The organism is Synechococcus sp. Minos11 (assembly GCF_014279855.1).
In the GTDB taxonomy this organism is placed as follows: Bacteria; Cyanobacteriota; Cyanobacteriia; order PCC-6307; family Cyanobiaceae; genus RCC307.
In genome coordinates, this window is sequence record NZ_CP047953.1 from 1,608,681 (window position 1) to 1,622,823 (window position 14,143).

The window sequence follows — 14,143 nt, forward strand, 5'->3', positions numbered from 1 at the left end:
GTGCCTGCCGCGTTCGACCCGGCCGAGATCCCCGATCTCGCCCCACTGATCGACCACGCCCTGCTGCAACCGCGGCTTGGCAGTGAGCAAATCGAACGCGGCTGCCAGCAGGCTCTGCATTACGGCTTTGCCGGCATCTGCCTGGCCTCGCGCTGGATGCCGCAAGCCCGCCAATGGCTGGGGGAGCGCGGCAGCGTTCGCCTGATCAGCGTGCTGAGCTTTCCCTTTGGCGCCTGCAGCAGTGAGCTGAAGCGCGCTGAAGCCGAAGCCGCCGTGGAAGCTGGCGCTGATGAGCTGGATCTGGTGCCGGACTTTGCCCTGCTGCTCGATGGCGAGCTCACGGCCTTGCACGATCAAATTGCAGCTGTGGTGGAGCTAGGTCTGCCGCTCAAATTGATCCTGGAGGCCGATCAACTCACAAGCGATCAGCTGCAGGCCCTGGTGGAGGTTGCCCTCGATGCTGGCGTCGCGTTTCTGAAAACCGGAAGTGGCTATGGCCAACCCGCCAGCAGCGCCATGGTGCGGGACTTGCATGGTCTGGCAGCCGGGCGAGCCAAGGTGAAGGCCTCTGGCGGTATCCGTGATCTGGGCCATGCCATTGAGCTGGTGCAGGCAGGGGCCGAGCGGCTGGGCACCAGCCGCGGCGTGGAGCTGGTGCAGGCCCAGCGGGAATGAGCACACCGCCGCGCGAGCGCACTCTCGAAGGGCTCTGCCTGAAAGCCACACCGCTGGGTGAACAAGACCGCCTGCTGCTGTTGCTGACCGAAGAAGAGGGGCTGCTCAAGCTGGCCGCTAGCGGTGCCCGCAAACCGCGCAGCAGCTTGGCCGCTGCCGGAGCCCTAACGCTGATCAAAGCCCAGGTGGCACGAGGCCGCAGCCTCGATCGGCTGCGCCAAGCCCAGGTGATCCGCAGCTACAGCCGCCTCGGTGAGCAGCTCGAATTGCTGGCTGCCGGCCAATGGCTGTTGGAGCTGGCACGGCTGCTGATCGCCGAAGCCGAACCCCTCCCCGGAGCCTTGGCCCTGCTGCTGCACCGGCTCGGACAGCTGGAGGAGTTGCGATCGGCCCCAGCCGAGGTGCAACGGCTGGAGGCCTTGGCGACGGCCGTTCAGGGCGGCGTTCAGCTGCTGCAACTCGCTGGTCTGGGGCTGCCAATGAACACCGATCTCAATGGCGGTGGCGATTTGGTACCGCCGATTGGCAACTGGGAGTGGCGCTGCAGCCTGCTGCCGGCCGATGGCTTCTGCAGCGGCCGCAAAAGCGGTGCCGTGCTGATGCTCAATGCTTCAGAGCTCGCTCTGTTGCAGCGGTTGCTGCGGCCCCAACTGCCGCGCAAGCGCGATGGTGAACTGATGGGGCCCGAACGGGTGTGGCTTCACCTGCAGGAGCTGCTGCAGATCTGGTGCCGTGAACATCTCGGTCGCAGTCCCAAAGCATTGACATTGCTGCGGCAGGATTGGCCGGCATCAGCGCAGCGGCAGAACGGGTGAGCGATCAGGCCCAACAAGGCAGCGGTCTCCAGGCCGTGCTGGCCCTTCCGGGTTTCAGGCTCCTCTGGCTGGGGCAGATCTTTTCCCAGCTGGCCGACAAGTTCTACATCGTGTTGATGGTGTTTCTGATCGCCCAGAACTGGGCGCAGACCACCGACATCAGCTCAGGCCCACTGGCGGAAGCAGCCGACTTGCTGCGCCAGCAGGGCGTAGGCAGCAACCCTGGCCTCAGCAGCGGCGGCGCGGGCCCCGATGCCCAGCTGATCACCCTGCTCACCACTGGCATCTTTGCCGCCAACACCCTGCCGGCGATCCTGCTGGGCAGCTTGGCGGGTGTTTGGGCTGACCGCTGGCCCAAGCGAGCCGTGATGGTGGCCTCCAACGGGCTGCGCACCCTGATCACCCTGGCGGTGCCATTCATGCTGCTGCCCGGGCCCAGTTGGCTGGGCTTGAGCTGGGGCTACTGGGGCCTATTGGTGATCACCTTTTTGGAGTCCTGCCTAACGCAGTTTTTTGCCCCAGCGGAGCTGGCAGCCATCCCGCTGCTGGTGGACAAACCCCTGCTGCTACCTGCCAATTCGCTCTACACCACCACCACCATGGCGGCCACGATCGTGGGCTTCGCCTTGGGCGAACCGGTGATGCAGCTGCTGCGCCAGCTGTTGAGTCCCCTGGGGATCAGCCATGGCGAATTCGCCCTGGTGCCCCTGGCCTATGGGGTGGCCACGTTGATCCTGCTGTTTGTGCGCACCAATGAGCCGCAGCGGCACAGCACGGGCACCAGTGTTTGGGCTGATATCAAAGATGGCCTGGGCTTCTTGAGCCGCCAGGCCAGCGTTCGCGGGGCAATGCTGCATCTGGTGCTGCTCTACAGCCTGCTGGCGGCGCTGTGGGCCCTATCGATCAGCTTGGCGATCCGCGTGGCGGGGCTCGGCGCCGAACGCTTCGGCAGCTTGCTGGCCATGGTGGGACTGGGGCTAGCCATTGGCGCGGTGCTGATTGCGCAGCTGGGCCATCGCTTCCGCCGCTCCGTGTTAGCGGCGATCGGCCTGGGCGGCATGGGCTTCTGCCTGGTGCTGTTGGCCCAATTGCGCCCCAATCTTTGGACCACCCTGGCCCTCTGCGGCGTGCTCGGGCTTGGCACCGCTCTGGTGGGCATTCCGGCTCAAACCACGATCCAGGAAGACACCCCGGAAGAACTGATGGGCAAGGTGTTCGGCCTGCAGAACAATCTGGTGAACATCGCCCTCAGCCTGCCGTTGGTGCTGGCCGGCACCTTGGTGGGCAGCGTTGGCCTGCAACCGGTGCTGCTGCTGTTGGCCCTGCTGGTGTTTGCCGGTGCCGGCATGGAGCGGCCATGGCAACGCAACTAAACTCCGCTGCTAGCTTTTCTCCCTGGCCCATCCTTTGTTGATGCGGATCGCCTGGCTCGGGAAAAAATCGCCCTTCTGCGGCAACGTTTCTTACGGCATGGCCACCACCGCCGCGCTGCGCGATCGGGGCCATGAAATCCATTTCATCCATTTCGACACCCCAGCCACCCAAATCGGCCGGCTGCTGAAAGCAGGGCCTGGCGATGAGCAGGAGCTAGCCGGCGAAGACCAACCCGATGTGGCCTTGCCATATCTGGTCAAATCGCAGATGTACACAATTCCCTCGCCGCGGGCCAACCGCGAGTTGCGGGAATCGCTGGAGCGTATCCAGCCCGATGTGGTGCATGCCAGCCTCACCCTCTCACCGCTGGATTTCGGCCTGCCTGAGCTCTGCCAGCAACTGCGGGTGCCGCTGGTGGCCACCTTCCACCCCCCCTTTGATGCGTCCTTACGCAACATCACCGCCGGAGGTCAGCAGCTGACCTATCAGCTCTATGCCCCCTCCTTGGCTCGTTACAACAAGGTGATCGTGTTCTCCGATCTACAAGCCGAGGTGCTCAATCGGCTGGGGGTTCCTGAGGATCGTTTGGCGGTGATTCCCAACGGCGTGGATCCGCGCCATTGGCATCCGGGCAGCTCAGAACTGCAGCAGCGCTTCGACGGCCGCCGGGTCTTTCTCTACATGGGCCGACTGGCCACCGAAAAAAACGTGGAGGCCCTGCTGCGGGCATGGAAATTGGTGCAGCCGGAAGGCTGCGTGCTGGTGGTGGTGGGCGATGGCCCCCTGCGCAACACCCTGGAAACCTCCTACAACTCGGACAACATCATTTGGTGGGGCTACGAGGCTGATCAGCAGCGCCGCTCCGCTCTGCTGCAGGCCGCAGAGGTGTTCCTGCTGCCATCGCTGGTGGAAGGGCTCTCACTGGCCCTGCTGGAAGCCATGGCCAGCGGCTGCGCCTGCATTGCGACTGATGCGGGAGCCGATGGCGAAGTGTTGGCCGGAGGCGCTGGCATCGTGATCAGCACCCAAGGCGTCACCACCCAACTGCGCACCCTGCTGCCGGTGCTGCGCGATCAGCGCCTGCTCACAGCAGAGCTGGGGCGCCAGGCCCGCCGCCGGGTGATGGAGCGCTACACCCTCAGCGCCAACATTGATTCCATTGAGCGCCTCTACCGCGAGCTCAACAGCCCCTTGCCCCTGGTGGCCTAAGCCAACTCGGCGCAGCAACGCTCAAAGGCGGCGCTCGGATTACTGGCTTGGGTGATCGGCCGGCCGATCACCAACTGACTAGCTCCAGCCGCAATGGCTTCGGCAGGGCCCATCACACGGGCCTGATCACCAGCGGCTGCTCCTTTCGGGCGAATCCCCGGGGTGACCAAGGCAAACGGCTCGGGGTGCTGACGACGCAGGGCTGCTGCCTCCAGCGGTGAGCAAACACAGCCACCGATGCCGGCAGTTGCTGCCAGCTCCGCCAATGCCGGCACCCGCTCAGCGATGCCCTGGGCAATAGCGAGTTCCTGTTGCAGTCGCTGCTCCTGCCAGCTGGTGAGCACCGTCACCGCTAACAGGGTGGGCAGCGGTTGCCCAGCGGCTTGGGCTCCCTCAACGGCGGCGGCTTGCGCCGCCTGCAACGCCTCGCTGCCGGCGCAGGCATGCACAGTGATCAACTCCGCCCCCAGCGCCGCAGCCCGCCGGCAAGCCCCCGCCATGGTGGCGGGGATGTCGTGAAACTTGAGATCCAAAAAGACACGCAGCCCTTGCTCCCGCAGCTGAGCCACCACCTCTGGACCCGCCTGCACGAATAGCTCCAGGCCCACCTTCACCCAACGCAGACCCTCGAGCTCGCGGCTGAAGGCCAAAGCCTGCTGAGGCGCCATGCCATCGAGGGCCACGATGATCCGATCAGCGGGGTGATTAAAAAGCGACGGAATCAAGGCAGCCAGTCGATCTCCCACCATCCTGAGACGGTCCTGGCGCAAAAACATGCTGCCGCGCATCGTTCATCCAGAACAGCTCCAGGGATTTCGCCTCAGCGCTGGCGATCACTGCCGCTTGGCCCTGCTCAGCACTCCGGCTGATGGCGACAGTGGCAACTCGGATCCGGAGGCTGTGCCATCGCTGTTTTTAGAGATCCACGACCCCTGTGATCGGGTTCCGCCCCATGCCCACCACCAGGCAGCTGAACTGTTCTTTGTCTTGCGCGGCCAAGTGATCTTTCACCTCAAGGATCGAGCCATTCGCAGCGGCGGTGGAGACTTTGTGGTCGTGCCCTCGGCCACCTTGCACGATCTTGAAAACCCCGGTCCAGGCAGGCTTTACCTGTTGACCATGCTGAGCAAAGACGAAGGCTTTGCTGATGCACTGATGCAAGGGATTCCTACGCCTTTGGACGCTGAAGATCTCGCAGTGCTGAAAAGCTTGTAGCTCAGGCCGTCAGCCGGCGGAATGTCTTTTTGCCCAGCTGCAGCACCTTGCCCTCCAGCTCTGCGGCCGAGGCAAACTCCTGGTTGGGGTCGGTGAGCTTCTCTCCCTCCAGACGCGCAGCACCGCCTTTGATCTGGCGGCGAGCCTCACTGCTGCTGGCGCAGATGCCAACCGCACTGAGCAAATAGAAGGCTTTGGCTGGGAAATTCACCTGCGCAAGCGACGCCTCCGGCACGTCCGCAGCGGCATCACCAACGCCCCCCACCAGGGTCGCAGCATCGCTCTGAGCCTTGCTAGCCGCCTCCAGTCCGTGGCGGCTGGCGGTCACCGCCAGGGCCATGGCCTTCTGCTTGTCGCGCGGGTTCTGGGGCAACGAGGCCAGGTCCAGATCGGTCAGCAGGGTGATGTAGTCATCAATGGCGGCATCACCCACCTTCTCGAGCTTGGAATACATCGAGAGCGGGTCTTCCTCGAGGCCCACGGTATTGCCGAGGCTCTTGCTCATCTTTTGAACCCCGTCGAGGCCCACGAGGATCGGCAGCAGCAGCCCGAACTGGGTGCCCTGGTTGAAATTGCGCTGCAGATCGCGGCCCATGGCCACATTGAATTTCTGGTCGGTGCCGCCAAGTTCCACATCGGCATCGACGGCCACCGAGTCGTAGCCCTGGAGCAACGGGTAGAGGAATTCGTGCAGGGCAATGGGCGTGCCGCTGCCGTAGCGCTTGGCGAAATCCTCTTTGGCCAGCATCTGGCCCACGGTGGCGGTGCCCAACAGGCCAATCACCTGGGGCAGGTCCAAATCAGCCAGCCATTCGCTGTTGCGGCGCACCTCAAGGCGGCCTGGCGTTTCAAAGTCGAGCAGGGCCTTCTCCTTGGGCTGCCCCTGGCCCAACTGGGCCAAATAGGTGGCCGCATTGGCCTCCACCTCTTCAGCAGTGAGTTGCACGCGGGTTGCGCTTTTGCCGGTGGGATCACCAATGCGCGCAGTGAAATCGCCAATGATCAACACCGCCGTGTGGCCCGCGTCCTGGAAAGCCCGCAGCTTGCGGAACAAGATGCTGTGGCCCAGGTGGATGTTGCTGCCGGTGGGGTCGATGCCCAATTTGATGCGCAGCGGCCGGCCCTCCGCCTCCGCTGCTACCAGCCGTGCAGCCAAGGCCTGATCTGCATCGCCCGGGTCACCGGCCGGAAACAGGTCGGCCATGCCGCGGGCCAGCCATGCCGGCAAAGACTGCGGTTGTTCCGGCATGGTCAGGGCGCGGGAGCTTGTAGGCAGTGGATCGTACGGGCGCGGCTCAGCTCTCAGCCTCGAGTTGGGATTTCATGCGCTCAAGGGTGAGGTTCATCTGCTCAAACATCTGCTCAGGCGTGATGCCGAACTGACTCAGCTGGGTGCGCAGCTGCTCGACGGTGAGCTTGGCCTGGAAATCTTCGGAGAGCTCAAAGCGCTTCATGAAGACGCGATAGCGCTCCATCAGCTCTTCCATGCGCTCGATAAATAACTTTTTGCCTTCGCGATCGAACTTCCCGTATTCCCCGCCCAGCTGCATCAGCGATTGGTAGTCGCCAAACAGGCGTTTGGCTTCGTCTTGAACGATCTCTGATTCAAAGAACCCCATGGCCGATCTTTTCTTCACGCCATTCTGAGCGGCCCACAGCCTCTGGCCAGGGCGGTTCTCCGACCGGATACTGGCTCATCGATTGCATTGCCTTCGCCCATGGCTCGGCCGCGCCACTGGCTGGATCCACTGGCTCGCCGCCTGCTCCAGGCCACCGGCGAACTGCCCAGCCCGCCCAAACCGCTGAAACCCGTCGCCCCGCTGGTGTTCGACAGCCCCACGGTCGACACCTGGCAAATCGATGTGAACCGGGCCAGCCACAGCGACTGGCTCAAGCTGCCGGGCTGCAGCAGCGAGCAAGCCGATCTCTTGGTGCGGCTGCAACGGGGCGGGGTGCAATTCAGCGGCGCCGATGACCTGGCGCGATTGCTGGAACTCAGCGCTGGGCAAATGCAGCTGTGGCAGCCCCACCTGCTATTCCGCTGGTACAGCGAACCACCCAATCCAGTGGCTGCAGTCCTTGATCTCAACAACGCCAGCAGCCTGCAACTGCAGGCCCTGGGATTAAGCCCCGAGCGGCAACAACGGCTGCTGTGCGAACGCAGCCGCCAGCCCTTCCGCGACATCGCTGATTTGCAGGAGCGCCTGCTGCTGCCGGCCGGCGTGATCGAAGAGCTGATCGGCAAGGTCTGCTTTGGACCCGTTCGCGCCAGCAGCGGACCGGAACTCCCCCTGGCGAAATCCTGAGATGCGCCAGTTCGATCTGTTCACGTCCCAAGCCGGCCTGCAGCCCGATGCAGAGCTGCCCCTAAGCCCTGAGGTGCTGGCGGCCTGGCAGCAGCGGGTGTTGGTGTTTCAACAGCAGCAACGCCAGCAGCCCAGCAACAACGCCCAGGGCAGCTTGTTTGGCCAACACGAGCCGAGCGAAGCTCCACCAGAGCCGCTGAGCCTGCCCCCACAGCACCTGCAGTTCTGGCGCTGGCCAGACTCGCTGCAACAGGGGGCCGCCCTCTATTTCGTGTTCGACCACAGCCGCGGCGATGGGCAGGAGCTGCTGCTGTATGTGGGCGAAACCTGCCAGGCCGATCGGCGCTGGAAGGGGGAGCACGATTGCAAGTCGTATTTGGCGGCCTACGGCGAAGCCCTGGTGCGCTGTGGTCAGCAGCCACGCTTCACGATCCGCTTCTGGTGTGATGCCCCGGCTGAGGCGCGCGCCCGCAGGCGCGTGGAGCAACAGCAGATTCGCCATTGGCTGCCGCCGTTTAACAAGGAGTGCCGCCAGCGCTGGCAGACACCGTTCCAGAGCGACCTCCACTAATCAGGCAGCACCGGTACGATCGCGCGATCACCCCGTTGCGCCGTCATGAATTTCCGCTGCAGTTCCGCTCCCCTGGCGGAGCTCGGCTGTGATGGTGTTGCCCTGGGCCTATTCAGCAGCAGCTGGCAGCAACAACTGGCCGCCCTGCTGCCAGCGATGGCCGCCCAATTGCAGCTGCTCCTGGAGCAGCGCGAGTTCAAAGCCAAAGGCGGTGAGAAGCACAGCTTCAGCTTTCCTGGCCAGCAGCCATCGCTGGTGATCATTAGTGGCTTGGGCGAGCCGGACGGCTTTGACGGCCTGGCGCTGCGCAAAGCCGCCGCCAGCCTGGCCCTGGCCAGCCGCGGCTCCAACCTCAAGGCGCTAGCGCTGGGTCTGCCGATCGAAGCCTTTGCCCCCGATCAAGCCCTCACAGCCTTGATGCAGGGCTGCCGGCTGGCCCTCTACAAAGACGAGCGCTTCCGCAGTGAAAACAAGCCCAGCCTGGATCCCGGCGAGATTGTGCTTCAGGGCCTCGCCAGCGAGCTGGATCAACAGCTGGCGCAGCAGGAAGCCATTTGCCAAGGCGTGATGCTGGCCCGCGAGTTGGTGGCGGCCCCGCCCAATGTGGTGAATGCTCTGAGCCTGGAATCCACCGCCCGCTCCATCGCTGATCAATTTGGCTGCGAGCTCACCGTTCTCGATGAAGCGGCTTGCCGCGAGCGCGGCATGGGGGCCTATTTGGCCGTGGCCCAAGGGGCCAGCATCCCGCCTCGGTTCCTGCACCTGGTGATTCGCCCGCAAGGACCTGTGAAGCGCAAGCTGGCCTTGGTGGGCAAAGGCCTCACCTTTGATTCCGGCGGCTACAACCTCAAAGTGGGCGGCAGCCAGATCGAATTGATGAAGTTCGATATGGGCGGCTGCGGCGCGGTGCTTGGAGCGGCCCGGACCCTGTCTGAACTCAAGCTGGAGGGGCTGGAGATCCATGTGATCAGCGCAGCCACCGAAAACATGGTCAGCGCCGAGGCGATCTACCCCGGCGCCATCGTGACGGCCTCCAATGGCAAAACCATCGAGATCAACAACACTGACGCCGAAGGGCGCCTCACCCTGGCCGATGCCCTGGTCTATGCCTGCGGCCTGGAGCCAGATGCCATCGTTGATTTGGCCACCCTCACCGGGGCCTGCGTGATTGCCCTGGGCGATGAAATCGCTGGCTATTGGAGCCCCGACGATGGCCTGGCCCAGCAGCTCAACGATGCCGCCCATCGCGCTGGCGAAGGGCTCTGGCGCATGCCGCTGCAGAGCTCCTACAAAGACGGGCTCAAGAGCGGACTCGCCGACATGAAAAACACCGGGCCCCGTCCCGGTGGCTCGATCACCGCAGCCCTGTTCCTCAAGGAGTTCGTCAAGCCTGAGATCCCCTGGGCCCACATCGACATCGCCGGGCCGGTGTGGAGTGACAAGGGCCGCAGCACCGATCCCTCTGGCGCCACCGGCTACGGCGTCCGCACCCTGGTGGAGTGGTGCCAGGCAGTTGCTGCTGATGCGAAGGAAGGGTTAAGCCAGGGGTGATCCACTCCCGGTGTTTATAAGTTGTTCCAGCCCACCAGCTCAGATCACAGCGCCTTCTGGTTCGAGGACACCAGTCCGAGCCAGTGGGATGGCGATGTCGGCCGGGCTTGTGAAGCCGCTGTGGCCGATTGGCAGCGCTTCCAACGGGAAGCCGAGTCGATCCTCGAGCCGGTGATTCCCAACCTGCGCGTGCGCCATCACCTGACGATGGATCTGGCCAACCACGCCTTCCCTGAAGCCTTCAGCCCCGCCTGCCAGCTCTGGCGCCAAGAGGAGGAGGCCCTCAGCCTGGAAACGCTGCATCAACCGCTCGACGCCTGAGGAGAGCCGAACCAAAGCGTCCGGTTCTCCCCATCGCCCCAAACGGCTGAGCGTTTCACCGTGAAGGGAGAGCCGCGAGGAGCGCGGTGATGGTGAAAGGCAGCAACGATTGCTTTGGCTGGATGCTCAATGGCATCGGCCGTCATGCCCTCTTAACCCCTGAAGAAGAGGTGAGCCTGGGTCGCCAAGTGCGCGCCTGGCAGGACCACCCCGGCGGCCCTGGGCAAGCACCAGCTGCCGTGCAAAAGCGTGGACTCAGGGCCCGCGGCCGGCTGGTGCAAGCCAACCTGCGGTTGGTGGTGCACCTGGCCAAAAAACAGCACCTGCGCGGTTTGGCCATGGAAGATTTGGTGCAGGAGGGCTCGATTGGTTTGCAGCGCGCCGCTGAGAAATACGACCCCAGCACCGGCTACCGCTTCAGCACCTACGCCTATTGGTGGATCAAGCAAGCCCTGCACCGGGCAATTCAGCTGCAAACCCCAGCCCTGCGGCTGCCCTGCCGGGTGAGCGAGCGGTTGGGGCGACTACGCAGCACCAGGCAACGGCTCAGCCAAGAGCTGGGACGCCAACCCAGGCCAGAGGAGCTCGCTGAGGCCATGGGCGAACGCATCGATCAACTCCACGAGCTCGAGCGCGCCCAGGTGATCAGCCGCGGCTGTTCCCTCGATACCCCCATGGGCTCAGACCCCGACCACGGCAGCCTGGTGGACTTACTCGAAGATGACCGCACCAGTCCCATGGACCAGCTGGAGCAAGCCCTGCGCAGCGAGCAACTGGCAGAACTGCTCAGCAGCGCTGGGCTAAGCGAGCGCGAAGCCACCGTGGTGCAAGCGCGGCATAGCGAAGAGCACATCCCCTACCAACAACTGGCCGATCGTTTTGGCATCAGCCGTGAACGCACACGGCAGCTGGAGCACAACGCCCTACGCAAGCTGCGCCACTGCGCTGAAGCACAAACGGCAGCGGCGTAGGTTGAAATCCCTCAGCGCGATGGCATGGCTGCGCGGCGCCGAATCAGTCCCAAATGGCAGTGGTACCTGCGGGCTCAAGTGGGAGTCCTACTGCTGCCAGCGGGGCTTTGCCTATTTGGCGAAGCGGTGGTGCGGCGCGGGTCCACACCACCAGAACCCTGGTTTTGGATTGGCACCTTGAGCCTGATCTGCATCAATGCAGGCATCGGCTTGATGATTGAAAGTGGCTTGCTCAGGGGCTACCCGAGGCCCTAGGCCACCACAGCCTCAGCTTCTTGCTGATCCGTCAGCGAGGCAGGCGATTGCAGCTCATGAATCTGCCAGCGAGCCCGGTCATCACAGTTCTCAAGCAGACGGTCAAGGTCATCTGCTGCGTGCTTGGGGCTCTCGTATGGACCGATGTAACGGGTCGACAACCCCTCGCGAATGGTCAGCAGATACATTCCACCCCTCGCTGTCTGCCCGCAACTTAGCCTGCGTTTGTAGGAAATGCAGTGGCGGTCTTCCACACCACAGGCAAGCGAGCCTGCTCTCCCCAGACCGCATCGAGCCTGGCATCACGGCCGCAACGCCAGCGGTAGAAGTTGTAAGTGAGCGCCTGGCGCTCGGCGTAATCCTGGTGATAGTCCTCAGCCGGCCAGAAGCGCTTCAGCGGTTCGATCGCCACCGCTAAGGCCCCAGAGGTTCCCAGTTCTTGGCGCGCCAAGCGCTCACTTTCGCTGGCCTGCTCCAGCTGATCGGCTGAGCCGGTGAAGATCACCGGTCGATAGGAGCTGCCGCGATCACAGAACTGACCCTCGCCATCCAACGGATCCACATTGCGCCAAAAGGCCCGCAGCAAGGTGGCGTAACTGATGCGATCCGGGTCAAAACGCACCAACACACTCTCGGCATGGCCGGTGCGGCCACTGCTCACCTGTTGATAGGTGGGATTGGCTGTTGTGCCGCCGGAGTAGCCGCTTTCAGCCGAGATCACCCCAGGCAGCACCTCAAGATCGTGCTCAAGGCACCAAAAACACCCCCCTGCAAACACCGCCTGCTGGGGATCAGCAGCCCAAACAGCAGACGATGGCCCCAGCAGGGATGACAACCCCACCAGAACAGAAGCCAGCAGCCAAAGCAGACGCCGCTTCATTGGGGAATGGCCTCGAGGATGGCCGCTGCAGCGCGGTCGGTCACCCCAGGGCTGCCAAGGGTCTGCCGCAGCCGCCGGTAGCCATCGAACATGCGGGCGCGGCATGACTCGTCTTCCAACAGCGGCACAGCCTGGGCCAAAAACTCATCCACCGTGAAGCTGTCTTGCAGCAGCTCCGGCACCAAACGCTCCTTCAGCAGCAAGTTCACAGGCGAAATGTGCTCCACCTTGAAACGCAGCAGATGCTGGGCCACCCAAGCCGTGAGCCGGCTTACCCGATAGCCCACCACCTGGGGAACCCCCTGCAACGCCAGCTCCAGGTTGACGGTGCCTGACTTGCCAAGCGCCAAATCTGCCGCTCCAAACAGGGCAGGCTTGAGGGCATCGGCTTGATCAGCAGGAATTACACGCCCGCGGGCCCCCGCAGCCTCAAGGGCCTCGGCCAAGGGCTGCTCAAAACGGCTGAGGCCAGCTGGAACGATCACAGCCAAATCAGGATCTCGGGCCTGCAGCTGAGCCGCCACCTGGGCCAACACCGGCATCAAATAGTTCAGCTCTTGCGGCCTGGAGGCCGGCAGTAGCAGCAGCAGGCGGCCTTCGGGAGCAAGACCCAGCCGCCGGCGCCCTTCGCTGCGGCTCAGCTGATGAGCCGCCAAATCCACCAGGGGATGGCCCACCCAGGTGACCGCCGCTCCATGGGACTCATAAAACGAGGCCTCATCCGGGAAGATCGCCAGGATGCGATCGGTGAACTTCAGCAGGCTGGTGGTGCCGCCATCGTTCATGCTCCAGGCCCATTCCTGGGGAGCGATGTAATAGGTGATGGGCACCTTGGGGAGCTGTCGCCGCAAGCGCTTGCCCAAACGCACGTTGGCGCCCATGTAGTCGATCAACACCACAGCATCCGGTGGCCGCTGCAGCAGCTCGCGGTTCACCCGGGACTGCAGCTTCAGGGTTGGCAGCACCTGGGGCAGATGCTCCAAAAGACCAATCGAACCCAGCGGGGCGGTGTCAGCAAGAAGCTCAGCGCCAGCGGCCTGCATGCGCGGGCCACCGAGGGCCAACACCTCCAAAGGGATCCCGCGCACTGAAGCCTGCCGGTGGAGAGCCTGCACCAGCAAGCTGCCTTGCAGATCACCAGACACCTCACCGGTGCTGATCAGCACACGCACCATTAGCGGCTCGCGGCTGGCATCGGTCCGCGGCGCCCCTTGGTCAGCGATCCTTCCAAAAACGAGCAGAGATGATCCGCCGCCGGGAGCAGGTCTTGCTGGCGAGCGAGCTTCAACCCCTCAGCGATCACATGGTCAGAGCGGTAAAGCAGCGACCAGATGTCCTGCAGCTGACGCATCTCGCGCCCTTCATGCTGCTCGGCTAAGCCACTGCGGCGCAGGCCAACACGATTGAGTCCACGAACCCGGCCTGGATGTCCTTCCACCAAACAGAAGGGAGGCACGTCCCGGTCCACGCGAGTCATGCCACCCACCATGGCCATGCGACCGATATGAACGAATTGGTGGATGCCCAAGCAACCACCAATCACCGCACGGTCCTCAATCACCACATGGCCCGCCACCTGGATGGCGTTGGACATGATGATGTCATTGGCCAGTTCGCATTGATGGCCGAGATGGCAATAGGCCATCAGCAAGTTGCGATCCCCGATGCGGGTGATTTCACCCTCGTTGGTGCCGCGGTTGATCGTCACGCACTCACGAATGGTGTTCTGATCACCAATCACCACCTCAGTCGGTGCTCCGCGGTACTTGAGGTCTTGGGGCTCCTGACCGATGCAGGCTCCGGCAAAAATCTTGTTGTGACGTCCCAGGCGGACGCGGCCATCAAGCACCACATGGGGACCAATCGAGGTGCCTGAGCCGATCCGCACCTCCGGGCCGATCACGGCATAGGGGCCAATGCTGACGCCAGCTTCGATCTGCGCCGCCGGATCAACCACCGCGGTGGGATGAATCTGAGGAGCGAGTGCGGAGCTGCCCATC

General features: G+C 63.7%; 18 protein-coding genes. 11 read left to right on the forward strand and 7 right to left on the reverse strand.

Annotated features, from left to right (window positions below; translation table 11 throughout):
- Genes deoC through SynMINOS11_RS09095 form a run of 4 tightly spaced genes read left to right on the forward strand, consistent with a single transcriptional unit; the run spans position 1 to position 4,073 of the window.
- Complete coding sequence (gene deoC / locus SynMINOS11_RS09080) at positions 1 to 675, forward strand: deoxyribose-phosphate aldolase (RefSeq protein WP_011936215.1); 675 nt, start codon at positions 1 to 3, stop codon at positions 673 to 675.
- A complete protein-coding gene (gene recO, locus SynMINOS11_RS09085) occupies positions 672 to 1,490 on the forward strand; it encodes a DNA repair protein RecO (RefSeq protein WP_186548066.1) in 819 nt (272 codons plus the stop codon). Before deoC ends, recO begins: the two co-directional genes overlap by 4 nt.
- Positions 1,457 to 2,863, forward strand: a complete 1,407-nt coding sequence (locus tag SynMINOS11_RS09090) for an MFS transporter (RefSeq protein WP_186548068.1) — start codon at positions 1,457 to 1,459, stop codon at positions 2,861 to 2,863. Before recO ends, SynMINOS11_RS09090 begins: the two co-directional genes overlap by 34 nt.
- Before the next feature lie 37 nt (positions 2,864 to 2,900).
- Positions 2,901 to 4,073 carry a glycosyltransferase family 4 protein gene (locus SynMINOS11_RS09095; protein WP_186548070.1) on the forward strand — a complete coding sequence of 391 codons (1,173 nt, stop codon included), beginning with the start codon at positions 2,901 to 2,903 and terminating at the stop codon, positions 4,071 to 4,073.
- Here the strand turns inward: SynMINOS11_RS09095 and pyrF are convergent.
- Positions 4,070 to 4,822, reverse strand: coding sequence for an orotidine-5'-phosphate decarboxylase (gene pyrF, locus SynMINOS11_RS09100; protein WP_186550811.1), 753 nt, complete (start codon positions 4,820 to 4,822; stop codon positions 4,070 to 4,072). The two genes, SynMINOS11_RS09095 and pyrF, sit on opposite strands and share 4 nt — an antisense overlap.
- A 25-nt stretch (positions 4,823 to 4,847) precedes the next feature.
- On the opposite strand from pyrF, the gene SynMINOS11_RS09105 reads away from it, so the two are divergent.
- The gene (locus SynMINOS11_RS09105) at positions 4,848 to 5,288 is read left to right on the forward strand and encodes a cupin domain-containing protein (RefSeq protein WP_011936220.1); all 441 of its coding nucleotides are present in this window, start codon (positions 4,848 to 4,850) and stop codon (positions 5,286 to 5,288) included.
- Position 5,289: 1 nt separating this feature from the next.
- On the opposite strand, the gene tyrS is transcribed toward SynMINOS11_RS09105, so the two are convergent.
- Positions 5,290 to 6,537, reverse strand: coding sequence for a tyrosine--tRNA ligase (gene tyrS, locus SynMINOS11_RS09110; protein WP_186548071.1), 1,248 nt, complete (start codon positions 6,535 to 6,537; stop codon positions 5,290 to 5,292).
- A 46-nt stretch (positions 6,538 to 6,583) separates the two neighbouring features.
- Entirely contained in the window at positions 6,584 to 6,907 is a 324-nt protein-coding gene (locus SynMINOS11_RS09115; protein WP_186548073.1) for a DUF1825 family protein, read from the reverse strand.
- Between the two features lie 99 nt (positions 6,908 to 7,006).
- Here SynMINOS11_RS09115 and SynMINOS11_RS09120 point away from each other — a divergent pair, with 99 nt between their 5' ends.
- The 6 genes from SynMINOS11_RS09120 (at position 7,007) to SynMINOS11_RS09145 (ending at position 11,263) form a co-directional block, all read left to right on the forward strand.
- Entirely contained in the window at positions 7,007 to 7,594 is a 588-nt protein-coding gene (locus SynMINOS11_RS09120; protein WP_186548075.1) for a hypothetical protein, read from the forward strand.
- Between the two features lies 1 nt (position 7,595).
- Entirely contained in the window at positions 7,596 to 8,165 is a 570-nt protein-coding gene (locus tag SynMINOS11_RS09125; RefSeq protein ID WP_186548077.1) for a GIY-YIG nuclease family protein, read from the forward strand.
- A gap of 45 nt (positions 8,166 to 8,210) precedes the next feature.
- A complete protein-coding gene (locus SynMINOS11_RS09130) occupies positions 8,211 to 9,716 on the forward strand; it encodes a leucyl aminopeptidase (RefSeq protein ID WP_186548079.1) in 1,506 nt (501 codons plus the stop codon).
- Positions 9,717 to 9,737: 21 nt separating this feature from the next.
- A complete protein-coding gene (locus tag SynMINOS11_RS09135; protein ID WP_011936226.1) occupies positions 9,738 to 10,037 on the forward strand; it encodes a hypothetical protein in 300 nt (99 codons plus the stop codon).
- Positions 10,038 to 10,129: 92 nt separating this feature from the next.
- The gene (locus tag SynMINOS11_RS09140) at positions 10,130 to 11,008 is read left to right on the forward strand and encodes a sigma-70 family RNA polymerase sigma factor (RefSeq protein WP_186548081.1); all 879 of its coding nucleotides are present in this window, start codon (positions 10,130 to 10,132) and stop codon (positions 11,006 to 11,008) included.
- 24 nt (positions 11,009 to 11,032) lie between these two features.
- Positions 11,033 to 11,263 carry a hypothetical protein gene (locus SynMINOS11_RS09145; RefSeq protein ID WP_186548082.1) on the forward strand — a complete coding sequence of 77 codons (231 nt, stop codon included), beginning with the start codon at positions 11,033 to 11,035 and terminating at the stop codon, positions 11,261 to 11,263.
- Here the strand turns inward: SynMINOS11_RS09145 and SynMINOS11_RS09150 are convergent.
- From SynMINOS11_RS09150 to lpxA, 4 genes are read right to left on the reverse strand one after another with little or no spacing between them, the layout of a single operon-like run.
- Positions 11,260 to 11,451, reverse strand: coding sequence for a hypothetical protein (locus SynMINOS11_RS09150; RefSeq protein WP_011936229.1), 192 nt, complete (start codon positions 11,449 to 11,451; stop codon positions 11,260 to 11,262). The genes SynMINOS11_RS09145 and SynMINOS11_RS09150 overlap by 4 nt on opposite strands.
- Before the next feature lie 26 nt (positions 11,452 to 11,477).
- Positions 11,478 to 12,143: a peptide-methionine (S)-S-oxide reductase MsrA gene (gene msrA / locus SynMINOS11_RS09155; RefSeq protein ID WP_186548084.1), complete on the reverse strand. Its 666-nt coding sequence runs from the start codon at positions 12,141 to 12,143 to the stop codon at positions 11,478 to 11,480.
- The gene (gene lpxB / locus SynMINOS11_RS09160; RefSeq protein ID WP_186548085.1) at positions 12,140 to 13,318 is read right to left on the reverse strand and encodes a lipid-A-disaccharide synthase; all 1,179 of its coding nucleotides are present in this window, start codon (positions 13,316 to 13,318) and stop codon (positions 12,140 to 12,142) included. Before lpxB ends, msrA begins: the two co-directional genes overlap by 4 nt.
- Positions 13,318 to 14,142 (reverse strand): acyl-ACP--UDP-N-acetylglucosamine O-acyltransferase, encoded by an 825-nt coding sequence (gene lpxA / locus SynMINOS11_RS09165; protein WP_186548087.1) that lies wholly within the window; start codon positions 14,140 to 14,142, stop codon positions 13,318 to 13,320. The genes lpxB and lpxA overlap by 1 nt, the downstream gene beginning before the upstream one ends.
- Position 14,143: the final 1 nt, after the last annotated feature.